Source organism: Slackia sp. CM382, from assembly GCF_000293015.1.
Taxonomy (GTDB): Bacteria; Actinomycetota; Coriobacteriia; order Coriobacteriales; family Eggerthellaceae; genus Slackia; species Slackia exigua.
The window spans coordinates 1-22,704 of sequence record NZ_ALNO01000007.1; the positions used below are offsets into that span (position 1 = coordinate 1).

Annotated in this window: 22 protein-coding genes and 1 tRNA gene; 17 read left to right on the forward strand and 6 right to left on the reverse strand. The window is 62.0% G+C overall.

Annotated features, from left to right (window positions below):
• Positions 1–360: 360 nt before the first annotated feature.
• Positions 361–1,812, forward strand: a complete 1,452-nt coding sequence (locus HMPREF1155_RS02730) for a LuxR family transcriptional regulator (RefSeq protein ID WP_009077121.1) — start codon at positions 361–363, stop codon at positions 1,810–1,812.
• A gap of 107 nt (positions 1,813–1,919) precedes the next feature.
• On the opposite strand, the gene HMPREF1155_RS02735 is transcribed toward HMPREF1155_RS02730, so the two are convergent.
• A complete protein-coding gene (locus tag HMPREF1155_RS02735) occupies positions 1,920–2,423 on the reverse strand; it encodes a hypothetical protein (RefSeq protein WP_009077450.1) in 504 nt (167 codons plus the stop codon).
• A gap of 321 nt (positions 2,424–2,744) precedes the next feature.
• Between HMPREF1155_RS02735 and rpsF the strand changes: the two genes are divergently transcribed.
• The 9 genes from rpsF (at position 2,745) to HMPREF1155_RS02780 (ending at position 10,443) form a co-directional block, all read left to right on the forward strand.
• Positions 2,745–3,038 carry a 30S ribosomal protein S6 gene (rpsF, locus tag HMPREF1155_RS02740; RefSeq protein WP_009077202.1) on the forward strand — a complete coding sequence of 98 codons (294 nt, stop codon included), beginning with the start codon at positions 2,745–2,747 and terminating at the stop codon, positions 3,036–3,038.
• A 67-nt stretch (positions 3,039–3,105) separates the two neighbouring features.
• Positions 3,106–3,549, forward strand: coding sequence for a single-stranded DNA-binding protein (locus tag HMPREF1155_RS02745; protein WP_009077173.1), 444 nt, complete (start codon positions 3,106–3,108; stop codon positions 3,547–3,549).
• A gap of 44 nt (positions 3,550–3,593) precedes the next feature.
• Positions 3,594–3,854, forward strand: a complete 261-nt coding sequence (gene rpsR, locus HMPREF1155_RS02750; RefSeq protein WP_006362435.1) for a 30S ribosomal protein S18 — start codon at positions 3,594–3,596, stop codon at positions 3,852–3,854.
• A 12-nt stretch (positions 3,855–3,866) separates the two neighbouring features.
• Positions 3,867–4,403 carry a 50S ribosomal protein L9 gene (gene rplI, locus HMPREF1155_RS02755; protein WP_006362433.1) on the forward strand — a complete coding sequence of 179 codons (537 nt, stop codon included), beginning with the start codon at positions 3,867–3,869 and terminating at the stop codon, positions 4,401–4,403.
• Positions 4,404–4,696: 293 nt separating this feature from the next.
• Positions 4,697–6,091 (forward strand): replicative DNA helicase, encoded by a 1,395-nt coding sequence (gene dnaB / locus HMPREF1155_RS02760; protein WP_006362430.1) that lies wholly within the window; start codon positions 4,697–4,699, stop codon positions 6,089–6,091.
• A gap of 134 nt (positions 6,092–6,225) precedes the next feature.
• Complete coding sequence (locus HMPREF1155_RS02765) at positions 6,226–7,542, forward strand: adenylosuccinate synthase (protein WP_039993238.1); 1,317 nt, start codon at positions 6,226–6,228, stop codon at positions 7,540–7,542.
• A 31-nt stretch (positions 7,543–7,573) separates the two neighbouring features.
• Positions 7,574–8,848 carry a phosphoribosylamine--glycine ligase gene (purD, locus tag HMPREF1155_RS02770; protein WP_009077231.1) on the forward strand — a complete coding sequence of 425 codons (1,275 nt, stop codon included), beginning with the start codon at positions 7,574–7,576 and terminating at the stop codon, positions 8,846–8,848.
• Positions 8,849–8,856: 8 nt separating this feature from the next.
• Positions 8,857–10,173: a coproporphyrinogen III oxidase family protein gene (locus tag HMPREF1155_RS02775; protein WP_009077412.1), complete on the forward strand. Its 1,317-nt coding sequence runs from the start codon at positions 8,857–8,859 to the stop codon at positions 10,171–10,173.
• A 194-nt stretch (positions 10,174–10,367) separates the two neighbouring features.
• Positions 10,368–10,443: transfer RNA gene (locus tag HMPREF1155_RS02780), tRNA-Phe, on the forward strand.
• A gap of 37 nt (positions 10,444–10,480) precedes the next feature.
• Here the strand turns inward: HMPREF1155_RS02780 and HMPREF1155_RS02785 are convergent.
• Positions 10,481–11,128, reverse strand: a complete 648-nt coding sequence (locus HMPREF1155_RS02785; protein ID WP_009077136.1) for an HAD family hydrolase — start codon at positions 11,126–11,128, stop codon at positions 10,481–10,483.
• Between the two features lie 99 nt (positions 11,129–11,227).
• On the opposite strand from HMPREF1155_RS02785, the gene HMPREF1155_RS02790 reads away from it, so the two are divergent.
• The 3 genes from HMPREF1155_RS02790 (at position 11,228) to cydB (ending at position 14,805) form a co-directional block, all read left to right on the forward strand.
• Positions 11,228–11,965, forward strand: a complete 738-nt coding sequence (locus tag HMPREF1155_RS02790; RefSeq protein WP_009077404.1) for a 6-phosphogluconolactonase — start codon at positions 11,228–11,230, stop codon at positions 11,963–11,965.
• 357 nt (positions 11,966–12,322) lie between these two features.
• Positions 12,323–13,738, forward strand: coding sequence for a cytochrome ubiquinol oxidase subunit I (locus tag HMPREF1155_RS02795; protein WP_009077142.1), 1,416 nt, complete (start codon positions 12,323–12,325; stop codon positions 13,736–13,738).
• 2 nt (positions 13,739–13,740) lie between these two features.
• Complete coding sequence (gene cydB, locus HMPREF1155_RS02800; protein ID WP_006362420.1) at positions 13,741–14,805, forward strand: cytochrome d ubiquinol oxidase subunit II; 1,065 nt, start codon at positions 13,741–13,743, stop codon at positions 14,803–14,805.
• Between the two features lie 311 nt (positions 14,806–15,116).
• Here the strand turns inward: cydB and HMPREF1155_RS02805 are convergent, their stop codons facing one another.
• Entirely contained in the window at positions 15,117–16,370 is a 1,254-nt protein-coding gene (locus HMPREF1155_RS02805; RefSeq protein WP_009077314.1) for a DUF4179 domain-containing protein, read from the reverse strand.
• Positions 16,367–16,858: an RNA polymerase sigma factor gene (locus HMPREF1155_RS02810; RefSeq protein ID WP_009077244.1), complete on the reverse strand. Its 492-nt coding sequence runs from the start codon at positions 16,856–16,858 to the stop codon at positions 16,367–16,369. Before HMPREF1155_RS02810 ends, HMPREF1155_RS02805 begins: the two co-directional genes overlap by 4 nt.
• Before the next feature lie 244 nt (positions 16,859–17,102).
• On the opposite strand from HMPREF1155_RS02810, the gene HMPREF1155_RS02815 reads away from it, so the two are divergent.
• The gene (locus tag HMPREF1155_RS02815) at positions 17,103–17,546 is read left to right on the forward strand and encodes a GatB/YqeY domain-containing protein (RefSeq protein WP_009077402.1); all 444 of its coding nucleotides are present in this window, start codon (positions 17,103–17,105) and stop codon (positions 17,544–17,546) included.
• A gap of 134 nt (positions 17,547–17,680) precedes the next feature.
• Here the strand turns inward: HMPREF1155_RS02815 and HMPREF1155_RS02820 are convergent, their stop codons facing one another.
• Together HMPREF1155_RS02820 and HMPREF1155_RS02825 are read right to left on the reverse strand one after the other, a co-directional pair.
• Positions 17,681–17,962, reverse strand: a complete 282-nt coding sequence (locus tag HMPREF1155_RS02820; RefSeq protein WP_006362415.1) for a hypothetical protein — start codon at positions 17,960–17,962, stop codon at positions 17,681–17,683.
• Between the two features lie 13 nt (positions 17,963–17,975).
• Positions 17,976–19,493, reverse strand: a complete 1,518-nt coding sequence (locus HMPREF1155_RS02825; RefSeq protein WP_009077505.1) for a Mur ligase family protein — start codon at positions 19,491–19,493, stop codon at positions 17,976–17,978.
• Positions 19,494–19,611: 118 nt separating this feature from the next.
• Here HMPREF1155_RS02825 and HMPREF1155_RS02830 point away from each other — a divergent pair, with 118 nt between their 5' ends.
• From HMPREF1155_RS02830 to HMPREF1155_RS02840, 3 genes are read left to right on the forward strand one after another with little or no spacing between them, the layout of a single operon-like run.
• Positions 19,612–20,097, forward strand: coding sequence for a PH domain-containing protein (locus tag HMPREF1155_RS02830; protein WP_009077287.1), 486 nt, complete (start codon positions 19,612–19,614; stop codon positions 20,095–20,097).
• On the forward strand, positions 20,094–21,965 hold the full coding sequence (locus HMPREF1155_RS02835) for a PH domain-containing protein (protein ID WP_009077373.1): 1,872 nt from the start codon (positions 20,094–20,096) through the stop codon (positions 21,963–21,965). The genes HMPREF1155_RS02830 and HMPREF1155_RS02835 overlap by 4 nt, the downstream gene beginning before the upstream one ends.
• A 23-nt stretch (positions 21,966–21,988) precedes the next feature.
• The gene (locus HMPREF1155_RS02840) at positions 21,989–22,663 is read left to right on the forward strand and encodes a hemolysin III family protein (RefSeq protein ID WP_009077259.1); all 675 of its coding nucleotides are present in this window, start codon (positions 21,989–21,991) and stop codon (positions 22,661–22,663) included.
• Positions 22,664–22,704: the final 41 nt, after the last annotated feature.

The following is a 22,704-nucleotide window of genomic DNA, read 5'->3' on the forward strand; positions in this document are numbered from 1 at the left end:
CCAGCCATGCGGTCGCGTCGGCGGCGGTCGCTTCGGCCGCGCCTGCATCTGCGGCGGTGGTGGTGGAGCTGCCGCATCCGACGAGTGCGGCGGCTCCCGCGAGCGCGCTCAGCGTCGCGGCGCCCGCAAGGAAGTTGCGGCGGGAAAGTTCGGTCGACATGGATACCCCTCCTTATGATGGTTGCGGCCACGCTTGCGGCCGCCTGATGTTTCTCAACCGTAGGGGCCGCGCTTCGGCGACGCATCACCCTGCGCCCCGTATTTCACGGCGCACGCTCGGGGATTTCCTCTCACCCTTGTCATATGAGATGCGCATGACCTGCGTTTCCGTAAGAATGGCCGGGCGTTTATAATGCGCGTATGTCAGATTCGATCTCGCAATTGCACAAGAGGGCGGGCGCCGATGCGCGCACGCTCGTTTTCTGCGTCACGGCGCTTTCGCTCGTGTTCATGTACGCATGGGTCTTGAACGCAGAGGTCCTTCCCGCACTCGATCCCCTGTCGCCCGCGATGAGGGATGCGCTCGTCGGCGCGAAGGCCGTCACGCTCGTGGCGGTTGCGATTGCGGCGGGCGGCAGATATCGGGAAGTCCTTCTTCGCTCCCTCGTAGGCGTCTCGCTGCTTTCGATCGTGCTTGGCATCGCGGGATACATGGCCGCCCTCTTCATGCATTCGACCGGTCTGCATGTGTTCGGCGCCTTCGCGTCTTCCATAGGCGCGTCCCTCGCCGCGGTGGTCGTCGGCGTCGCATGCCTGTCCCTTTCGCTTCCGGTGCTCGGCGCCGCTGTGGCCGGAGCTTACGTGCTTTCGTTCGCGTGGCGCGCTCTTTTCGCGGTCGCGGCGGTTTCCGAGGGATATATGGTCGCGCCTCTGATCTGCATCATCGCCGTGCTTCTGGTGCATCGTTCCGCTCGCAGCGGGCTTGCGTGCATATCCGCCTCGCCGTCATCTCCCGATGCGGCGCTTGCGCAGCCGAACTCGTTTCTTTCCATGCTGAACCAGATCTTCGTCTGCATGCTGGTTTTTCGCGTGGTCTACGGGCTGGCCCTCACGGCAGGCGAAACCCTGCGCATCCCGGTGGATTCGAGCATCGTCTTCGCGCCCTTGGCGGCCGCGTTTCTCTACGCTCTTTTCTGCTTCGCGCGCCGTCGCAGCCTTGATGCCGACTTCCTGTTCTACGCGGCATCGCTGTGCGTGGTCGCAGGCCTGTCGCTCTTTCAGGCCGAATCTGCGTTCAGCGAAGGGTTCGTGAACGCGTTCCTGTACACGGGTTCCGCCCTGTTCGATATGTTGAGCTGGTATGTTCTCGTGGCGCTCGGGTCGCGGAACCATGCAATGGCCATCAAGGCATTCGCATGGGGAAGCGCGATGAAGGCGTTCGGATCGATAGCGGGCGCGTTTTTGGGCCGTGCCATGAATGCGGGAGCCTTAGGGCCCATCGACCGATCGGTGCTCGTGGCGGTGACGACCGTCGCGTTCGTGTCGTATGTCGTGCACTTCGCGAGCACGTTTCGCATTACGCGAACCATTGCGTGCGTGGAGCCTGTTCAAGAGATCTCCGTCTTGCATGCCGTGCCCGACGAGACGTTCGAGGCGCGCTGCGCCGCGGTCGCCGCGGAGTTTTCGCTCACGCCGCGCGAGGCCGAAGTGTTCGAGCTTCTCGCGCGCGGCCGCAACGGCAACTATATAAAGGATGCGCTCACGATTTCGTACAACACGGTGAAGACGCATGTCGCTCATGTGTACGACAAGGTGGGGATCCATAGCCAGCAGGAGCTGATAGATCTGGTGGTGGGCGCGAAAGGCTTCTAACGGCCGCGATCGTCGGGCGGGGACGCCATACGGACGGCTTGCACGGACGAGAAGGCCCTCCGACATTTGACGCGTCGGAGGGCCGCGGTGCGCGCAGAGGAGCCGTTCTATTCCTCGGATGCCTCCGCTTCGTCTTCAGATGCGGCTTTCGTCGAGTCATCCTCGATTTTGGCGACCTTCACGGGAAGGAAGCTGGGGGCGGGTCCTAGATAGAAGGGCTCTTCGCTGAAGGTGATCGTATCGTCTTTTTCGGTATAGAGCAGGCCGATCGCGATGCCGTCCTGCCCGTCGGCGATGGCGCCCTCCACGATGATGGCGTCTACCTGTCCCTCGTCGGTGTCGAGGTACCCGTCGTAGCAGAATGCATAGGCGCGTGCCCCTCTCATGCCTTCGACGGTCCTTTCGGCTTCGGCGAAGCATTCGTCGGTGGTTCCCAGGTAGGTTTCCTCGAAGACGCGCTCGCCGATGAGCGTGGCGGTATACGGGCTCAGGACGCCGGACTTCTCATAGCGATCCTGGGCGTTTTCGAGCGTCTGGAGCAGGAGCGTCTCGAGCGTCTCGTCGATCTCGGGAACCTCGGTCGGAGCGACTTCGATATCTCTGTCGGCCATAGTGCCTGCCTTTCCTTGGGGGTGACGAGGATTCGTGCGTCCAGTATACGGTGGCGGGGCACGGTCTTCGGCAGCTTCGATCGCGTTCTCGTCCGAAAAACGCAAGGATTCGGCCGTATCGCGCGGAATCGCCGGAAGACGCCGCCCGGATCCGGGCAAGGATGCCATGATAGGGTCGTGTGCAACGCATGGAGCGATGGCCCGGCCGAAGGCATCGGCAATTGCAATGACGGAAACCTGCTGATAAGATAACGAAGTTTCCTGTCCCGAGCAGATGCCTTCATGAGCCTCGGGACCGTTAAGTCCAGAGGAGGTGACATCATGAAGGCTTATGAATTGCTGTTCTTCGTCTCGCCTACGATCGAAGACGAGGTTCGCCTTGCGGCAATGAAGCGCGTCGAGACCGCCATCAACGACAACAACGGCACGATCGATAACGTCGAGGACTGGGGCCGTCGCAAGCTCGCGTACGAGATCGCCGGCCTGACCGAAGGCGATTACACGCTCATCGATTTCCATGCGGATCCTGAAAGCATTGCGGAACTGGATCGCATCCTGCGTATTACCGACGCAGTCGTGCGCCACAAGATCGTCCGTCGCGACGACCGCGATTAATTCGGCGGCATGCATCCCGAAAGGATGCGGAACCGTCGAAATCTTGAGGAAGAAGGAAGAGGAAGACATGAGCATCAACAAGGTTCTCATCACGGGCAATCTCACGCGTGACCCTGAGCTCCGCCAAACCGCGAGCGGTTTTCCCGTTCTCGGCTTCGGCGTGGCGGTCAACGATCGCCGCAAGGATCCTCAGACCGGTGAATGGAAGGATTTCCCCAACTACATCGATTGCACGATGTTCGGGACGCGCGCGCAGAGCGTTTCGCGCTTCCTGAGCAAAGGCTCGAAGGTTGCCATCGAGGGGAAGCTTCGTTGGTCCCAGTGGGAACGCGACGGGCAGAAGAGGAGCAAGATCGAGGTCATCGTCGATGAGATCGAGTTCCTGTCCTCCCGCGACGGCGCAGGTCAAGGCCAGCAGGCTCCGCGCATGCAGGCTTCGTCGTACGCCTCTCCCGCGTCCTCCGCTCCGATGGTGGACACCTCCGTCTATGACGAGGACATTCCCTTCTAGGCTTCCCATACGTCTCAATGCGTTAGGAATCGAAAGAGGAAATCATGGCTGAATACAACAAGCAGCCTCGCCGTAAGTTCTGCCAGTTCTGCAAGGACGGCACGGACTACATCGATTACAAAGATACGGCCATGCTGCGTAAATTCGTGACCGACCGCGGTAAGATCAAGCCGCGCCGCGTGACGGGCGCTTGCGTCCAGCATCAGCGCGACATCGCTACCGCCATCAAGAACGCGCGTGAAATGGGCCTCATGCCCTATGTCGTGGCTGCCGTCAGCGGCCGTGGCGATCGCCGCAATCGCTAAGGAGGTACACCGATGAAGGTCATCCTGCTTACCGAAATCCCCGGAAGAGGCGGCGAAGGCGACGTAGTCGACGTCGCGCGCGGCTTCTTCAATAACTATCTCGGCCCCAGGGGCATGGCCGTCCTGGCCACCAAGGGCAACCTGAAGCAGCTCGAGCAGCGTCGCGGCTCCATCGCCAAGCGCGAAGAGACCCGCATCGCCCGCGCGAACGAGCTCAAGGCCGCCCTCGAGGGCAAGACCGTCGTCGTGCCTGCGAAAGTCGGCGAAGAGGGCGTCCTGTTCGGCTCCGTCACGGCTTCCATGGTCGCCGACGCCGTCAAGGCCGACCTCGATCTCGAGATCGACCGCAAGCGCCTTGTCATGCGCCAGGCCATCAAGACCGCGGGCGAGCACGTCGTCGAGCTTTCCATCTACCGCGACATCAAAGTCGGCATCAACCTGTTCGTGGGCGAGCCGAAGGTCGAAGAGGCTCCGGCTGAAGTCGAAGAGGCTCCCGCCGAGGAAGCTCCTGCGGAGGCCGCCGAGGTCGAAGAGACCGAAGCCGAGTAACGCGCTTTTACGGATCGTCTCCGGGTTTTTCCTGGTGGCGAAACGGCATGAAATCCCGCCGCATGCGCGGCGGGATTTTTTGTTTTCCACAGTCTAAAATGTGGAAAACGTTGATAAGTGGGAAAGGCGCAGTTTGTCGGTGTGGAAATCGGTTTTCAGAGGTGGATTGACGGAATGCGTATCGAGGGCTTGGACATGCGGCCGACACAAGACGCGCGCGATGGGGTAATATATCTGTTCTGCCAAAGCAAATTCGACTTGGTATCTCTAAACGGCCAGGTCAGAGTGGAGTGATGGAGACCATGCCGAATTACCAGGATCCCTCGGCCTCGATAATGCAAAGCACCACCGGCAGACCCCTCCCGAGCAACGTCGAAGCAGAGAAATCGGTCCTCGCCGCCTGCATGCTCAACGAAGAGGCCGTGGATGAAATCGCATCGTCCCTTTCCCCAGAAAACTTCTATCGGCCTGCCCACAGGCTCATCTTCGAAGGCATCGCCAACCTTGCAAGCCGTCATATCCCCATCGACCAGATATCGCTTGCCGACCGCCTTGCTGCAGAAGGGCAGCTGGAGGCCGCCGGAGGACGTCCGTACCTCGTCGAGCTCGCCAACAACACGCTTTCGCTCACGAATTGGAAAAGCCATTCGGAAATCGTCAGGCGCGCAAGCCTGCAGCGCGATCTGATCTACGCATCCACCAATATAAATGCGCTCGCCTACGACGCCCCCGACGACGCCAGCCAGACCATCGAGGAAGCCGAGCGGATGCTCTTCAGCGTTACGCAGAAGCGCGTCGGGTCGTCGTTCACGAAGGTGGGCGATCTGCTGAGCACCGTCTTCGACCAGATCGACGAACTGGCACGGCATAAAGACGAACTTGCCGGCGTCGGCACCGGATTCAAAGACGTCGACGACCTGTTCTGGGGTTGGCGCGGCGGCGACCTGCTGATCCTTGCCGCGCGCCCCGCCGTCGGCAAGACGTCGTTCGCGCTGAACGTCGCCGTGAACGCCGCCAAGCACGGCGCCTCGGTCGCGCTGTTCAGCCTCGAGATGAGCGCAACCCAGCTCGTGCAGCGCATTCTCTGCTCCGAGGCGCGGGTGAACCTGTCGAAGCTGCGCACGGGCAGCCTGACCGATGCCGACTGGGCGCCCATCCTGAGCGCGACGGACTCCCTTTCCAAGCTCGATCTCTGGATCGACGATACTCCGGGCCTGTCCCTGCTCGAGATGCGCGCTAAGGCGCGCCGCCAACTTCGTGACAAGGAGCGCGGCCTGATCATCGTCGACTATCTGCAGCTCATGCAGCCGACCAAGGCCCGGCGCGACGGCAACCGCTCGGTCGAGGTGGCCGAGATATCCCGAGGCCTCAAGGTGCTCGCCAAGGAACTCGACGTTCCTATCCTGTCGCTTTCCCAGCTCTCTCGCGCGGTCGAGATGCGCGGCAACAAACGGCCGATGCTTTCCGACCTGCGTGAATCAGGCTCGATCGAGCAGGATGCCGACATCGTCATGTTCATCGACCGCAGTACCGACGAAGCCGAAGCCGAACAGGACGGCCGCCCTCCGTTGGGTACGGCCGACCTTATCGTCGCGAAGCACCGCAACGGCGCCACGCGCGATATACGCCTGTCGTTCGCGGCCGAATACACGAAGTTCGGCGACTACGTCGATGTTTCGATGATCTAGCGACCGCCGCGCTCGACGGGGTTTTGATGACGCTCCGCCCCTTGTCGTCGCATGCGGATACAGGCGGATATAATCGCGGTTTAGTATGTTCGGCAGGATGCAATTCGATTTCTCGAAGAACGGAAGAGGAGAGCATGTCAAACGTAGTTCTGGTCGGCGCGCAGTGGGGTGACGAAGGCAAGGGCAAGATCACGGACCTCATCGCCCGCGAATTCGATTTCGTCGTCCGCTATCAGGGCGGCAACAACGCCGGGCATACCGTGGTAAGCGGCGACAAGAAGCTCGCGCTGCACCTCATTCCCTCGGGCATCATGTACGAAAACGCCATACCGGTCATCGGCAACGGGGTCGTTGTGAATCCCCAGGTCTTGGTTGAAGAGATGCGCATGCTCGAAGGGGAGGGCTTCCCGTGCGACCGCCTGAAGATCTCCTGCGACGCGCATGTGATCATGCCGTACCACATCGAGCTCGACAAGGCCTCCGAATTCAAGCTGGGCAAGAACGAAATCGGCACGACGAATCGCGGCATCGGCCCGTGCTATCAGGACAAGGCCGCCCGCAGCGGCATCCGTATCCAAGACCTGCTCGACGAGAAGGTGTTCCGCATGAAGGTGGCGGCCGCGCTCGAGGTGAAGAACGCCATCCTCGAAAAGGTCTATGGCAAGCGCACGTTCACCGTGGACGAGATCTGCGCGGCCTGCCTTCCCTACGCAGAGGTCATCCGTCCCCACATGGCGGAAACGGCCATGATGCTCAACGAGGCACTGCGCGACGGCAAGCGCATTCTGTTCGAAGGCGCCCAGGGCACGCTGCTCGACATCGATCACGGCACGTATCCGTTCGTGACCAGCTCTTCCTGTTGCGCCGGCGGCGCAGCCACCGGATCGGGCGTCGGCCCGGCGGCCATCGATCGCGTTCTCGGCATCGAGAAGGCCTATGTCACGCGCGTAGGCGCGGGTCCATTCCCGACCGAGCTCCTGTATCCCGAAAACGGCGGGGAAGGCCAGGATGCCGTCGACGGCGACCTGATGTGCTCCGTCGGCCATGAGTACGGCGTGACCACCGGGCGCAAGCGCCGTTGCGGCTGGTTCGACGCCGTTATCGCGCGCTATGCCGCCGAGGTCAACGGCCTGACCGACATCGCGCTCACCAAGCTCGACGTGCTGTCCGCGTTCGATGAGATCAAAATCTGCGTCGCATACGAATGCAACGGCGAGCGCTACGAGTATTTCCCGATGCAGCAGAGCGTGCTCTACCATGCCAAGCCCATCTACAAGACCATGCCGGGCTGGAAGGGGCAGGACATCACGAAGGCGACGGCTTTCGAGGAGCTGCCGCAGGCCGCCCAGGACTACATCGCCGAGATCGAACGTCTAAGCGGCGTCAAGGCGACCATCGTATCCGTCGGCCCCGATCGCCATCAGACCCTGATGCGCGGCTGGGATCGCTAGCGCGCATTCCGTTCAAGGAGAAGACCAAGACATGATGAACGTACTGGTTCTGGGCAGCGGAGGCCGCGAACACGCCCTCGCATGGTCCATTGCGAAGTCACCTCAGGTCGGAGACCTATTCATAGCCCCCGGAAACGGAGGAACGGTGCAGTGCGGCCGGAACGTGCCGCTCGATCCGTGCGATGCGGAGGCCGTCATAGGCTTTTCCAAAGACCAGGGGATAGGGCTTGTGGTCATCGGCCCCGAGGCCCCTTTGGTCGCAGGCGTCGCCGACGCCGTCCGCGCGGCGGGAATCCCCGTCTTCGGCCCGAATGCCGACGCCGCCCGGCTCGAGGGCAGCAAATCGTTCTCGAAGGAATTCATGATCAGGCATGGGCTTCCGACCGCGCGGTATCGCGCCTGCGATTGCGAAGCCGACGCCCTCGCGTTCGTGCGCGAGACGGGCGCTCCGATCGTGGTCAAGGCCGATGGTCTGGCCGCAGGCAAGGGCGTCGTCGTGGCGGACGACCTCGAAGAGGCGGAAGAGGCCGTCCATGACTGCTTCGCCGGTGCGTTCGGCACGGCAGGAAGCTCGGTCGTCATCGAAGAATGCCTGGCGGGTCCGGAATGCAGCATGCTTGCGTTCATCTCCGACGGCGAGGCGGTCTGCATGCCGTGCGCGCAGGACCACAAGCGCGCCTTCGACGGCGATCGCGGCCCGAACACCGGCGGCATGGGCGCGTATTCCCCGGTACCTGCCGTGGACGATGCGCTCGAGACCCGGATGGCGGACATCATGCGCACGGCGGCCGCGGCGACCAAGGAGGAATTCGGCGCGGGGTATCGCGGCGTGCTTTACGGCGGCTTCATGCTGACCGAGGAAGGCCCGAAGCTGCTCGAATTCAACGCCCGCTTCGGCGACCCCGAAACCCAGGCCGTTCTCGCACGCTTCGACGGCGACGCGCTCGACGCGTTCCTTGCCGTGGCCGAAGGCCGCGCCGGCGACGTGCGTCCTTCCTGGAGCGACAAGGTGTCGGTCTGCGTCGTGCTTGCGAGCGGCGGCTATCCTGGATCATACGAAAAGGGCAAGGTCATTCTCGGCATAGAAGAGGCCGAGGAGATGGATGGCGTGCTCGTGTTCCAGGCCGGCACGTCCTATAACGCCGATGACGAGCTCATCACGAGCGGCGGCCGCGTCCTGAACGTGGTCGCGCTCGCCGATTCCTTCGAAGAGGCGCGCGAGCTTGCCTACGAAGCCTGCGACAAGATCAACTTCGAAGGCAAGCAGATGCGGTTCGACATCGCGAAACGAGCGATAGAGGTTTAGATTCATTTATGCTTTCAGAACGACTTTTAAGCAAGGCGGTCCGTCACTACACATCAGGCAATCTGCGCATCGATAGAACCGAAGAGACGCGCATCCCCGGCCCTCAAGCCGGGATGCCGTATATGCTGTACATGCATATACCTTTCTGCGAGCGTTTGTGTCCGTACTGCTCGTTCAACCGGTTCCCTTTCAACGAAGGGCGCGCGAAGGCGTACTACGAGAACCTGCGCCGCGAGATGATGATGGTCAAGGAGCTCGGCTACGACTTCGATTCCCTGTACATCGGCGGCGGCACGCCGACCATCTTGCTGGACGAGCTCTGCAAGACGATCGATGCGGCGAAACGCGAGTTCTCCATCAAAGACGTTTCGTGCGAAACGAACCCGAATCACCTGACGGAACCTTATCTGAGCGAACTCGAAGGACGGGTGAACCGCCTGTCGGTCGGGGTGCAGAGCTTCGATGACGGCCTGCTCAAACAGATGGATCGCTATGACAAGTACGGCGATGCGGCGTCCATCATGGAGGCCGTTAAAATCGCCGCGCCCTACTTCGACTCGATGAACGTGGATATGATCTTCAACTTCCCGGCGCAGACCGAAGACATCCTCCGCCGCGACCTCGAAGCCGTCATCGAGACGGGATGCAACCAGACGACCTTCTATCCCCTGATGGCATCGCCTGCGGTCGAGCGCTCCCTGGCCGCCACCGTCGGCAAGGTCGACTACGATCGCGAGCAGCGTTTCTACCGGATCATCAGCGAGACGCTGACGGACGGGCCCGACGCGCTGTTCACGCATAGCAGCGCATGGACGTTCAACCGTACGGCCGATGCGCCCACGATGATCGATGAATACATCGTCGATTACGAGCAGTATCCGGCGATCGGCAGCGGCGGCTTCACGTATCTTGGCGATTCCCAATACATCAATACCTTCAGCGTGCGCGAGTACAATCAGGCGATCGACGCGGGACGCATGTCCATCATGGGCAAGACCACGTTCTCGAAGGCGAATCGCATGCGGTATCGCTTCCTGATGCAGCTCTTCGGCCTGCATCTGGATAAAACGCAGTTCGAACGTGATTTCGGCTGCTCGGTGCAAAGGGGTTTGCCGGTCGAATACGCGTTCATGAAGGCGGTCGGCGGCATCGACAAGGACGATGACGAGCAGCTGACGCTCACGCCCAAGGGACGCTACCTCATGGTCGTCATGATGCGGCAGTTCTTCATCGGCGTGAACAACCTGCGCGACCAGGCGCGTTCGATTCTCCCTCCCGAAGAGCGCGAGCTTCTGTTCGGCAGCGGCTGCGCCATGAAGGAGTAGAGGCTCGAGCGAGCGAGCGGTGCGGAGCGCTCCGCGTGCGTTGCCATGCGGGTGCGAAGATGTCAGACCCGCATGGTTCGGAACGGCGCGTCGTCTGGGGCCAGGTCCCTTGCGGCCCGCATGCAGGCCGAGGCAAAAACCGCTTGCGCAGACGGTTCGCTACAGGTATCATGCATACTCGCGTTTAACGAACCGGTCAGGTAGCTCAGTTGGTAGAGCAGGGGACTGAAAATCCCCGTGTCGGGGGTTCAAGTCCCTCTCTGACCACCATCGATGCTTGAAGCCGGGCTTGCAGGCCCGGCTTTTTCTATGCGAAGTCGAGAATGCGGGACGGCGTGTCTATGAGCGCTTGGGCTCCGGCATCCGCAATGGCCTCCCTCGTCTGGTATCCCCAGGTCACTCCGATTCCGAACACACCTGCGCGCACGGTCGTCCTCATGTCCGTCGTCGAATCTCCGAAGTACGCGATGCGCTCGAGCGGCGCGCCGATGCGTTCCGCCAGCATGATGAGCCCGGTCGGGTCCGGCTTGCGCGGAGCCGTGCCGTCGCCGATGGCGCAGTCCACGAGTCCGTCGAAGAAGCGCGCGATCATGGCGTCCACTCCCGCCTGGTACTTGTTGGACAAGACCCCGATCTTCTTTCCGCGGGCGCGCAGGTCGCGCATGGCTTCGACGATGCCGTCGTACGGGCGGGTGTGCTCGTCGCCATGCGTATCGTAATACGAGGTCCAGCAGGAATAGAGCTCATCGATATTCTCCCGGGGCGCATCCGCGGGAAGCGCCCGCTCGATGAGCGCACGGGTGCCGTCGCCTACCATGAAGCGGACATCCTCCTTCGTGCGCTCGGGGAAGCCGAACGCCTTCAGCATGGCGTTCGTCGTGGCGGTCAGGTCGTCGAGCGTGTACAGGATGGTGCCGTCCATATCGAATACGAATGCGTCGTAGCATGCGGCCATTGCGGCCTCCTATCTTGAAAGCATCTGTCATGCGCGGATTCATGGTACCCTTCGAAGACCGCCTATGCCACATGCCTACCGCGATGGAAGGTTCGCCCTATGCAGATCATGGTTGCCAAGGATTCCGAAGAACTTGCCGCCTACGCCGCCGATTGCGTGGCGGAGGTCGTATGCGAGAAGCCCGGCTGCACGCTCGGGTTCGATGTCTTTCCCGACGGGGTGGACGTGTACGGCCAGCTGAGCGCCCGCTATGTCGAGGAAGCGCTCGACTTCTCGCGCGTTGCCGCATTCGGCGTGACCGAATCGCGCGTCGGCCGCAACGACGGCGGGGACGACGAGGCCTATCCTGTGCGCGCCAGGCTCGATGCCGAGCTCTTCGGCGTGACGAACATCCATTCCGAAAACGTCTGCACGCCGGGAGGCGCGGCCGCCGATCCCCATGCCGTCTGCGCCGCCTTCGAAGCCCAGATCAGGCTTCAAGGAGGCATAGATACCCTGATTCTTGCGCTCGGGCCGAACGGCGAGCTGGGAGCGAATGTCCCCGGGGATTCCTTCTCGAACGAGACCTGCTACAACGAAGAACGCGGGGAATTCACCATGGGCGTCGGCACCGTCATGGAGGCCCGGCGCATCGTCGTCGTGGCATCAGGAGCCGCCTATGCGGATATCGTGAACCAGGCGTTCTACGGACCCATCACGCCGAAGGTTCCTGCATCTATCCTGCAGTTCCATCCTAACGCGATCGCCGTGCTCGACGATGCGGCGTTTTCCGCATGCGACGCCGCCCAGGAGCTCGAGGAGCAGGAGCGTCATCACCATCATCACGGCGAAAACTAGGCTGCGGGCGAGGCTTTCGGGCCATGGCCCGAAAGCTCGACAAGCCGGTTTCGACGGGGATGGAAAGACGTCCGTCACTTCATGCGTCTGCCCGCCCTCTTGCGCGGCTTTCGTGAGCGCGCTTTCCAGCATCCTTCTGCTCGCTGTTTTTTTCAGAGCCTTCGGAGCGAATCCGGAGGCTCTTTTCCGTGCAACGGTGCGGTTTTGACGGCATTCGGGCGAAAATGTTATTAAATTAGGAACAAATATCGCCATCGTCCCGTAATTTGGAGATTTCGAGTGTTATTATCTGCGCGTGCTCGCGTATGGGGACGAGTATGCAATTGGAACAACGTAAAGAGAAAAGGGGGTGTGGCTATGGAATTCCTGTCCGATGTTGCCGTGCTGTCGCGCATACAGTTCGCTTTGGTGGCTATCTTCCACTTCTGCTTCGTTCCGCTGTCAGTCGGCCTTGGTCTGATCCTGGCCCTCAATGAAACCCGCTACTACAAAACGCGCGACCCGCGCGACGCGGCTGCGACGAAGTTCTGGTCGAAGATTTTCGCGACCACGTTTGCCATCGGCGTGGCCACGGGAATCACGATGGAATTCTCGTTCGGCACCAACTGGGCCGATTACAGCCGCTTCGTAGGCGATATCTTCGGCGCCCCCCTTGCGGCCGAAGCCATCTTCGCCTTCTTCATGGAGTCCACGTTCCTCGGCGTCGTGATCTTCGGCCGCAAGAAGGTCGGCCCGAAGTTCTATCTGACCTCCGCCTGGCTCGTCTTCCTCGGCAGCTGCCTGTCGTGCCTCTGGATCCTCATCGCCAACTCCTGGATGCAGACCCCGGGCGGCGCGGAGCTTTCCGCCGACGGCACCAAGGCGGTTCTCACGGACTTCTTCGGTGCGGCGTTCAACGCCTCCACCGGCGTGCGCTATTTCCATACGGTCATGGCCCTGTTCGTGATGGGCGCCTTCATGGCCATCGCGGTTTCCGCCTGGTATATGCGCAAAGAGAAGTTCCGTTACTTCGCTGACAGGACCCTGCGTCTGGGCGCCACGGTCGCGCTTATCTCCACGTGCGTCCTTCTGGTGAGCGCGCACGCCTCGGCAGTCGAGGTCGCCGAAGAGCAGCCTTCCAAGATCGCCATGATGGAAGGCCACTATGAAGAAGGCACGTTGCCGCTCTACCTCATCGGCTACGTCGACAAGGACACGCAGGAAGTCGTCGCGCCCCTCAAGCTCGAAGGCTTCACCAGCTTCCTCGCTTCCAATAGCTTCGATACGGAATACCCCGGCCTGAACGATCTCGCCAAGGAAAATGCCGACCTCGATGTCGACAATCTGCCGATCGGCGTGACCTTTGTGAGCTATCACCTGATGGTGCTTATGTTCGGCGCTATCGTGATCGTGCTGGCGCTCGCGCTTATAGCCTCCTATAAGAAGGGCAGCAAGCTCAAGGATAAGAAGTGGTGGCAGTGGATCCTGGTCCTCTCCCCGATCTTCCCGTTCCTCGCGATCGAATCCGGATGGACGGCCGCAGAGGTCGGTCGCCAGCCCTACGTCGTGTATCCCGCGACGAGCTCTCCCGATGGCCTGGGGCTTCTCACCAACGATGCGATTTCCTCGTCTCTTTCTTCCGTTGAGCTGCTTGTGACCATCCTGCTGTTCATCATCGTCTACACGTTCATCTTCATAGCCTGGGCCCGCCTCATCACGGGCTTCATCGGCAAGGGTCCTGTGGACGACCTTGAGGGCAACCCTGTCAGCGACGAGATCGAGGAGGCGAAATAACCATGACCGTACTGGGAATCATCTGGTTCATCCTCATCTTCGTACTGATCGCCGGATACTTCGTTCTTGACGGATTCGACCTGGGCGCCGGCGTCCTGAGCCCCTTCGTCGCCAAGACCGACGAAGAAAAGGCGCTCCTGCGCCGCAGCGTCGGTCCTGTGTGGGACGGCAACGAGGTTTGGCTCCTGACCGCGGGCGGCGCGCTGTTCGCTGCATTCGCGCCGGCATACGCCACCACGTTCTCCGGTTTCTACCTGGCCATCATCCTCGTGCTCATGGGCCTCATCGTCCGCGCGATCTCGCTGGAGTATTCCGCGAACGAAACGAAGCCCGGTTGGAAGAAGGCGTGGAACGCCCTGTTCTTCGTGGGTTCGCTGCTTCCGGCCCTGCTCTTCGGCGTCGCCATCGGCAACGTGTACGCGGGCATTCCGATGAACGCCAACGGCGACTACGTCGGCATTCCCCTGCTCGGCCTCGTCACGCCCTTCACGCTGCTGTGCGGCCTGCTCGGCCTGTCCATGTTCATTCTGCAGGGAGCATCCTGGCTTGCGCTGAAGGCTCCCGAGGGTAGCGCGATGGCCGTTCGCGCCCGCATGGCTCGTCGGACCTTCGCCATCCTGGCGATCGTGTTCTTCGCGCTCGTCACCGTCTACGCTCTGGTCATCATCAAGCCCGAGATGGTCGGCGGCCTGTCCATCCTGCGCATCGCCTTCGCCGTGCTCTTCGTCGCGATGCTTGCCGCCACCTTCATGAAGGCGACGGACGAGAAGGCTTCGCTCGTCGTGTTCCTCGCCTCGTCCGTTGCGTGCTTCGCTTTGGTTGCGCTGCTGGGTGCGAGCCTGTTCCCGAATCTGGTCGTGGCAGGTGCCGGCGATCCGTTCAATCTGTTCGCAACGGCCGCTTCCGGCGCGAATATCACGATCGAGACGGCTGCGTCCGAAGATTTGACGCTTGCCTGGATGCTCGGCATCACCTGCGTCGGCCTTCCCTTCGTGCTGCTGTACCACTTCCTGGTCTACCGCACGTTCGCAGGAAAGCTCACGAAGGAAGACGCGAGCGAGTACTGATGATTGACGGGCCGGGCGCCACGGCGTCCGGCCCGCGGCGTGCCGGAGTACGCTTCGGCACGCACGTATATCGGATGGAGAGAAAGATCCTTCCAGTTGAACGAATGCCTCCCCTTCCCCGATGACGGGAAAGGGGAGGCATCGTGCGTCAAAGGGCGAGCGGACCTGAGGGGTTCAGCATCTTCGTCACCCTTCCATTCTTGGACGGGAGGGCGACGATGCGTGGGCACGCTCGCGATAAAGGGCGCCCGAGGAGGATTCCTGAATCGAGCGAGAATCCTCCTTCGTTCGTCTCGGAACGATTGCTTGGACTAATTCATTCGAAGCGCGGTGCCTTCGATATCGATGGATTCGATTTCGTCGAGATCGATGATGCGGTCGAAGACGATGTTCGTGGTGCAGGTCGGATGCTCGGTGTCCCCATCGATACGCCCGCCTCCGTTCGCGTCGCATTCGAAGGAGGTCCCGTCTTTCAGGGTTACGGTCGCGCGGGCGCCAAGCAGTTCGTTGGAAAGCCTCGCATCCTGGGCGTTTTCACGGCCGGAAGCCTCGTCGCCTCGGAAGGAAGTTCCGTCCTTCAAGGAGATCCCGCGGCCCTCATCGCTCCATGCGACGGGACGGTCGACCTGATAGGCGAGGTGTAGGGAAATGGGGGAGATGCTCGCGTCGACGATATGTGCGTCATATCCGTAGAGGTCGAACAGTTCGGCGGCGGAAAGGGCGACGGAAGAGTCTTCGTAGGCGATGTCGAACTTGAGGTTCCACGTGCCTTCGGCGATGGTTTCGAATCCGGAGGCATCGTCACGCATAAGATTCTTCATGTGAGAACGCACGACGCTTCCGGCCAGGCTCTCCGTTGCGTCGTAGCTCATCGTCTCCACATACTGGATGGCTGGGTCGTCAGGATCCGCATCGTAGAAATACGCGCTTCCGGAAGCGCCGCCCCAGTCGATGTCGGCCGTCGTATTCTGCTCGTAGAACATGAAGCAGGCAAGGATCCCGTTCTCGTTCGTGTCAAGATCGTCGAACGCGCTGCCGTCGTCCTTGGAGATCGAATAGACGATCGTGTAGGTATGCGCGTCGCCGATGATCGCATCCGCGCTGACGGTGATGCCGCCGTCGCTTGCGGTCGCTCCTAGGGGATGGCCGATCGATTCAACGACCTCGGTCTTCGCGGGCGCTCCGTTGAACAGGTCGTCCGCGGCGTTCTGCAGCGTGACCAAGTTGCCTGTCGCATAGGCGCCCCCTCCCCCGAGCGCAAGGGCGGCGACGACGGCCGCGGCAGCGAAGCGCGCGGGATGCTTCCGGAACCAGGTGGCCGTGCGTGCTGCGGAGGCCGGGCGATCGACGCGGGGCGCATACGCGCGGCTCTGCCCTGACGCATCGCCCGCATCCGCTGCGCACGCGGCGCCCGCGCCTGCGATCGAGGCGCTGCGGAGGCCGGATCCTTGCGTTCGTGCATCGGCGGCGTGCGCGAGCCTTTCCGCCATACGGCCCTTCTCTTCGGAAGAGAACTTCAAATCGTCAAGGGCTCGAGCGTAGGTCTCGGCGAAACCTTCGTTCATGACGCGCTCCTTTCAAGCATGGCGCGCAGTTTCTTGCGTCCGCGGCTCAGAGCCGCTCCGACGGCGGATTCGCTCCGGTCGGTCATGCGCGCGATTTCGGCTATGGAGTATCCCTCGTAATAATGCAGGTAGATCGCTTCTCGGTAGATGAGCTGGAGCTTCTGCACCGCCTCAAGCGTCTCGTCGTGCGGGTGCCCAGGAGCTTCCGCATAGCGGGCCTCATCCAGGCTGACGAATCGTCCCCGCCCCTGCTTCAGACGGTCCTTGCAGGCATTGATCGCGACACGGATGATCCAGGCCTTCTCATGTTCGGCTCCGGCGAAAGGGGCGGTTCGTGCCAGGGTTTTCATAAGAACGTCCTGGCATACGTCTTCCGCGTCGCAGGTCGAGTTCAGGTAGGTGTAGCTCAGCCTGAGGATGAGGTCGGCGTAGTCATGGATCAGACGTCTTGCCTCGGAATCCGCGTCTGTCGGTCTCGATGCCCTCATCCGGCCTCCTTTCGAATCGCATTGAATCATGCAACGTTGCTTACCTACAACACGATTCGCGGCGGCGATTCTTGACAGCGAAATGCGAACGGCGCCGGCCGCATGCGGAACGACGTTTCGCCGATCGCTATGCAGCATGACGCAGAATGGCACCCATCGGTCGAGACGAGGCATGCGCATCGTGGCAGAGGGCATGCGGCGGGGCTATAGTGGAGGGGCAACGAAACCGGAGATAGGAGCCGCCATGCGCTACGATGAGCTGAAAGACATGATCAAGGACGCCATGAAGGCCCACGACAAAGTGCGGCTCTCCATCCTGCGCCAGCTTCATGGCGAGATCAAGAACATCGAGGTCGACGAGCGGCGCGAAGTGACCGAGGCCGATGTCGACGCCATGACGAAGCGTCTGATCAAGCAGACGAAAGAGACGCTCGAAGGGTCCGTTAAGGCCGGCACGAACGAAGAACGCACCGAGACGCTTCGCACCCAGGTCGCCATTCTCGAAGACCTGCTTCCCGAACAGCTTTCAGGAGACGCGCTCGGCGAGCTCGTCGACGCGACCATAGCCGAGCTCGGCGCGACCACGAAACGCGACATGGGCAAGGTCATGGGTGCCCTCACGAAGGCGACCGGCGGGAACTTCGACAAGGCCGCTGCCGCCAAGATCGTCGGTGGGAAGCTGGCATAAGCCGTTCTGCGGTTCTTTCTCGGGATGTCGAGAAACCGGGCGTTCGTTTCGCGTTCGATGCCGACCGCGCTCGAGGCGCATGGCTATCGCCCTATTCCCCTGTCGTCTTCCGTATCGGGCTGCGGTGCGGCGCTCTAGAGCCTGCCCCGATTCACGGTGCGGGTCTTGCGATGCTTCACCGGTTCGCGAAAATCGATCTCGATCTGGTTGTCGAGCACGTCGCTCTTGGCCCGTTTGACCTGCACGTCATCGATATTCCAGGTCACGGCTTCATTGCCGTAGGCGACGAGCATATGCATGCGCGCATCGCGCAGGTTCTGCTTCGATCCCGCGCGGTGCTCGCTTTCGAATTCGAACGATCCTGACGTGGGGTTCTCGTTCTGCGGGGAGCGGTAGTGAGCGATGTAGACGGCCATCGTCGGATCCTCCCTAGGCGTCCTGCGCGACGCCGAGGCATTCGCGTGCGATATGCAGATCCGATTTGACTTCGGGAAACGAGTCTCCCCTATGCTGGCGGGTCTCGTCGCCCTTCGCAAGCAGGCAGACCACGGCATCGTTTTCACCCGCCACCTCGAACGCGCGGATGATGGCCTGCTCGCGGTCGACGATGATTTCGCACGGCGTATCCGTCGGCGTGTTCGCCGCCAGCTCCTCGGCGATAGCGCGCGGATCTTCGTGCGCAGGGTCCTCCTCGGTGTAGATCAGGTAGTCGGCGAACTGCGCGGCCACGCGGGGCAGAACCTCACGACGTTCGAACGCCTTGTCGCCCGGCGCGCCGAACACCGCCACGACCTTCGCCGCAGGGTGCTCTTTCCTGACCGACGTGAAGAACGTCTTATAGGAAAGCTCGTTGTGGGCATAGTCCACGAGCGCGATGGTGCTGCCTGCGGCAGACCGCACGACCTCCATGCGGCCGGGTACGCGGACATGCGCGAGGCCTGCGGCGATGTCTTCGAAGCCGATGCCCGCGATGCGCGCCATCGCGATGGCGGCCAAGGCGTTTTCCGCATTGAAGAGGCCGGCCATGCCCAATGTCATAGGGCGTGTCCCCCCTTCGCAGGCCAGATCGAATGCGATGCCGTCTCGGCACGGCCGTACGTCTCTGGCGCTGTAGTCGGCTTCCGGCCGATCGACGCCGAAGGTCAGCAGGCGCTCGGCGCGTCGTGCATGTTCGAGCACCTCGTCGACGAGGTCGGAATCGAGGTTCACGACGGCGGTGCGGCATTGGTCGAAGATGCGCAGCTTCGACGCGAAATAGTCCTCGAACGAGGGATGCTCGCTCGGGGAGATGTGGTCGCGTCCGATATTCAGGAAGCACGCGACGTCCAGCATGAGGCCGAGCGTGCGGTCGTATTTAAGGGCATGGCTCGAGACTTCCATGACCAGGTGCTTCCTGCCGGATTCGGCAGTATTGAAGACGTGGCGCCACAAATCGACGGCCTCGGGCGTCGTGTTATGGCTTTCGAACGCGTCGATCCCGTCGTCGGTTTCGATTGATCCGATGATGGAAGGCCGCATGCCCGCCGCCGCGAAGATCGACTTCAGCAGGAACGACGTGGTGGATTTGCCTTTCGTGCCCGTGATGCCCATGATATCGATGCGCTTATCGGGACGCCCGTACGCCGCGCGCGCGGCGTAGGCCATGGCCGGTCGGATGTCGTCGGTGACGAGGTGGGAAACGCCTTCGGCATGCGCGCTCAGATCAAGCTCCGAGGATTCGTCGCAGAGGTACGCCGCCGCTCCTGCGTTCAGCGCATCTTCCAGGTAGGCGGGCTTGAACGCGGCGCCCTTGCAGGCGAACAGCGCTTCCGGGCCCACGGCCCGCGAGTCTATGGACATCCCGCGAACCGGCCGATCCGGTCCGACGAGCCGGATCTTCACGCCCTGCGCGGCGATCGCGTCGGCGAGGGATGAGAGGGTCGTTTCAGGCGGAAGGCAGGATGTCATGGCGTTCCTTCTTTTGCGATTTGGCTTAAGTCTCAAGCATAGCCCATGGAGGGCTTCGGAACGTCTGATATATTGATGGGAAATCATCGAGCCAACCCCCATTTCGAAGGAGCGAAGGATGAGGGCACTCCCTTCCCAATTGCTTGACGGTCGCATGAGGATCGTCTGGATGGCATCCGGCGCGCTCAAGGCGCTTGTCGCCGTCGCCGTCATCATGGGCGCATATGCGGTCGTCTCTTTCAACGGCATCGTGCCGCCTTCGTGGGTCCTGCCGACGCTCATCGCGCTCGCCGTTGTCGCCGTCATCGTGTACGCCGTAGCGTATCCCATGCTCAAGTATCGATTCTGGCGATACGAGGTTGCCGAGAACGATCTGGATATCGTGCAAGGGGTCGTCTGGCGCACCCGTACCGTCATTCCGTTCGTGCGCGTTCAGAACACCGACACGGTGCAGGGCCCGATTCTGAGGATCCTCGGATTGGCGAGCGTGACCGTGGCCACGGCGGCCGGATCGCACGTCATTCCGGGCCTAGCCTTCGATGCGGCGGACGCTCTGCGCGACCGCATCGCCGAGCAGGCCCGCCTCGCTCAGGAGGACGTATGATTCCCGAGACCCTGAAGCCGGGTGCGCATCGCGTCCATTCTTCATATGTCTGGCTCGGCAGCCTGCCGATCATCCTGTCCCTCATAGTCGCCTCGCTGCCCGGATTGGTCCAGGTTCTGACGCTGGTCCTTATCGTTCCTCTTATGGCCCTGATCGCCGTGCTCGTGCTCGGTCTGCGCGTCTTGGGATGGACCCGCCTGTCATACGAGCTGTCGGAAACCGAATTCCGCAAGTCGTGGGGCGTCGTCTTCAAGCGCAAGACCCATGTGCCCTACCAGCGCATCCAGTCGGTCAATCAGTCCGCGCGCCCGCTGCAGCGCGTCGTGGGCGTCTGCGACGTGCGCATCGAAACCGCGGGCGGCTCGTCCAACGAGGCCATCGTTCTGCAATGCATGCGTGTCTCCGAAGTCGAGGCCCTGCGCGGCGAGCTGTTCCGTCGCAAGAAGGTCCTGCTCGACGGCGGATCGCTCGATGCCTGGGGAAGCGCCACCGTGGACGGCGTCGTCTATCCGTCGCAGTGGGCATGCATCCAGTACGGCATCGATCCGTCTCAGGCCCGTCCGGTTCGCGTCGACGGAACGCCCGTCGACGTCGCGTCTTCAACGCGCGCTTCCGCCCCTTCGGCTCCATCTGGCGGCATCTCCGTCGCCGGCAGCGCGCAGCCCGGAGCCGAGGCCAACCTTCTCGGAGGCGTCGCCGCCGCGTCCGACCGGTTTCGCGGTCTCGATGGCGGGGAAGCCGTGGAGACGGGTCCTGTCTCGTATGAAACCGGCCTTTCCAATGTCGAGCTGCTGCTTGCGGGGCTGACGGGAATCGGGTCGTCCGTCGGCGTCGTTCTTGCGGCGCTCTTCGGTGCCCTGGGATACCTTCCCTCGGTCGTGAACGATCGGCTCCGTGCGTATTTCGAGGAGATGGCGGGATCTTCTCTCGACCCCACGCTCTCCCTGCAGGCGGGCGATATGGCCTCCTTTTCCGCGAACGGCCTTGTCGGGGCGATTGCGATCGCGCTGTTCGTCCTGTTCATCCTGCTCGTCTTCTCGGCTCTCGGATCCATGCTCACGTACGGCAGCTTCCGCCTGCGTCGCCGGGGGTCTCGCATCGAAATCGAATCGGGTCTTGTCAGCCGCGCGTTTCACGGCATCGACGTCGATCGCGTGCAATCAATCGTCATCGATCAGTCGTTTTTCCGTCGTTTGATCGGGTACTGCGAGATCAGGGTCGAGAAGATCGACACGCTCGATCCCTCGCAGAAGCAGGCCGGCCAGGCGGTGCACGGAACGATCCTGCATCCGTTCATCAAGCTTTCGCGCGTGCCGTCCCTGCTCGAGGGCATTCTTCCCGAATTCGCTTCCTATCCCGATCTTGCTGTCAGACCGGCCCCCGCGGCTCTGCGCCGCGGCATCATGAGGATCGCCGTCTGGCGGAACTTCGGGGCCTACGCGGCGATCGCCATGGGCGTTTTGCTTGCGGTTTCGTTCGCCTTGGATCCGCTGGTTGCTTCCGACCAGGCTCTCGTCGTCCTGATTTCCATCGCGCGCGGCATCATAGGGGTCCTGCTCGCCTTCTGCCTGATCGACGTCGTCCTCTCCATCGTGCGCGCCGTGCTCTGGTTCAAGGGCTCGGGCATCGGATACGACCGCCGCTTCATGACGCTCGTGAACGGCGGGTTCTCGCGGCGCACATCTGTCGTCCCTCGTCAGAAGATCCAGTTTGCCACGCTTTCCGCGAATCCTTTCCAGCGCGCCTCGAAGGTTCGCTGCGCATCGGTGCGCACGGCCGCCGGCATCGACGGCAAGACGACGACGCTCTGGGATCTCTCGCTTTCGGATGCGAACGCCTGGCTGGAATGGGCGCGTCCGCGCGGTTAACGGCCCTGTGCTAGAATCCCGACATGGGAAGCGAATGCGACAGAACATCCGTCCGCGCGCCGCGTTCGGTGCGTGAGTACCGCCTGGGCGAGGAAATCGCCAACGCGATCACGCACGGCATCGGCGCGCTGCTCGCCATCGCCGCCATCCCCGTCATGATCGTGACCGCCGTGTCGCACGGCGGAGGGGCGCATCTCGCATCCGCGATCGTCTTCGGCGTATCCATGCTGCTCGAATACCTCGCCTCGACGCTGTACCATGCGCTCGCGCACGAAGGCGCCAAGCGCGTCTTCAAGGTCATGGACCACTGCGCCATCTACTTGCTCATCGCCGGATCGTACACGCCTTTCTGCCTGATCGCCCTCGCGGACCACGGAGGGTTCGTCCTGTTCTGCGTCGTCTGGGCGGCCGCGCTCGTCGGCATGGCGGTCGAAGCGTTCTGGGTCTTTCGTCCGCGGTGGGCCTCCGCGCTTCTGTATCTGCTGCTCGGATGGTGTGTCGTATGGTTTTTGCCCGTGCTTTACGCGTCTTTGCCGCGTCCGGGCTTTTTCTTGCTGCTCATTGGCGGCATCCTGTATTCGATCGGAGCAGGGTTCTACATCCTGAAGAAGATCCCGTACATGCACACGGTCTTCCATGTCTTCGTGCTTGCCGGGACCATCTGCCATTTCTTCGCCGTCGAGCTCTTTCTCCTGTGACCGGCAGCGCCGGGTAGGCGCATCTTGTAAGAAGGTTGTGA

Excerpts from the sequence above, each read along its gene's own strand:
- HMPREF1155_RS02730 (WP_009077121.1), top strand. The coding sequence starts at position 361 with ATGTCAGATTCGATCTCGCAATTGCACAAGAGGGCGGGCGCCGATGCG.
- HMPREF1155_RS02735 (WP_009077450.1), bottom strand. The coding sequence starts at position 2,423 with ATGGCCGACAGAGATATCGAAGTCGCTCCGACCGAGGTTCCCGAGATC.
- rpsF (WP_009077202.1), top strand. The coding sequence starts at position 2,745 with ATGAAGGCTTATGAATTGCTGTTCTTCGTCTCGCCTACGATCGAAGAC.
- HMPREF1155_RS02745 (WP_009077173.1), top strand. The coding sequence starts at position 3,106 with ATGAGCATCAACAAGGTTCTCATCACGGGCAATCTCACGCGTGACCCT.
- rpsR (WP_006362435.1), top strand. The coding sequence starts at position 3,594 with ATGGCTGAATACAACAAGCAGCCTCGCCGTAAGTTCTGCCAGTTCTGC.
- rplI (WP_006362433.1), top strand. The coding sequence starts at position 3,867 with ATGAAGGTCATCCTGCTTACCGAAATCCCCGGAAGAGGCGGCGAAGGC.
- dnaB (WP_006362430.1), top strand. The coding sequence starts at position 4,697 with ATGGAGACCATGCCGAATTACCAGGATCCCTCGGCCTCGATAATGCAA.
- HMPREF1155_RS02765 (WP_039993238.1), top strand. The coding sequence starts at position 6,226 with ATGTCAAACGTAGTTCTGGTCGGCGCGCAGTGGGGTGACGAAGGCAAG.
- purD (WP_009077231.1), top strand. The coding sequence starts at position 7,574 with ATGATGAACGTACTGGTTCTGGGCAGCGGAGGCCGCGAACACGCCCTC.
- HMPREF1155_RS02775 (WP_009077412.1), top strand. The coding sequence starts at position 8,857 with ATGCTTTCAGAACGACTTTTAAGCAAGGCGGTCCGTCACTACACATCA.
- HMPREF1155_RS02785 (WP_009077136.1), bottom strand. The coding sequence starts at position 11,128 with ATGGCCGCATGCTACGACGCATTCGTATTCGATATGGACGGCACCATC.
- HMPREF1155_RS02790 (WP_009077404.1), top strand. The coding sequence starts at position 11,228 with ATGCAGATCATGGTTGCCAAGGATTCCGAAGAACTTGCCGCCTACGCC.
- HMPREF1155_RS02795 (WP_009077142.1), top strand. The coding sequence starts at position 12,323 with ATGGAATTCCTGTCCGATGTTGCCGTGCTGTCGCGCATACAGTTCGCT.
- cydB (WP_006362420.1), top strand. The coding sequence starts at position 13,741 with ATGACCGTACTGGGAATCATCTGGTTCATCCTCATCTTCGTACTGATC.
- HMPREF1155_RS02805 (WP_009077314.1), bottom strand. The coding sequence starts at position 16,370 with ATGAACGAAGGTTTCGCCGAGACCTACGCTCGAGCCCTTGACGATTTG.
- HMPREF1155_RS02810 (WP_009077244.1), bottom strand. The coding sequence starts at position 16,858 with ATGAGGGCATCGAGACCGACAGACGCGGATTCCGAGGCAAGACGTCTG.
- HMPREF1155_RS02815 (WP_009077402.1), top strand. The coding sequence starts at position 17,103 with ATGCGCTACGATGAGCTGAAAGACATGATCAAGGACGCCATGAAGGCC.
- HMPREF1155_RS02820 (WP_006362415.1), bottom strand. The coding sequence starts at position 17,962 with ATGGCCGTCTACATCGCTCACTACCGCTCCCCGCAGAACGAGAACCCC.
- HMPREF1155_RS02825 (WP_009077505.1), bottom strand. The coding sequence starts at position 19,493 with ATGACATCCTGCCTTCCGCCTGAAACGACCCTCTCATCCCTCGCCGAC.
- HMPREF1155_RS02830 (WP_009077287.1), top strand. The coding sequence starts at position 19,612 with ATGAGGGCACTCCCTTCCCAATTGCTTGACGGTCGCATGAGGATCGTC.
- HMPREF1155_RS02835 (WP_009077373.1), top strand. The coding sequence starts at position 20,094 with ATGATTCCCGAGACCCTGAAGCCGGGTGCGCATCGCGTCCATTCTTCA.
- HMPREF1155_RS02840 (WP_009077259.1), top strand. The coding sequence starts at position 21,989 with ATGGGAAGCGAATGCGACAGAACATCCGTCCGCGCGCCGCGTTCGGTG.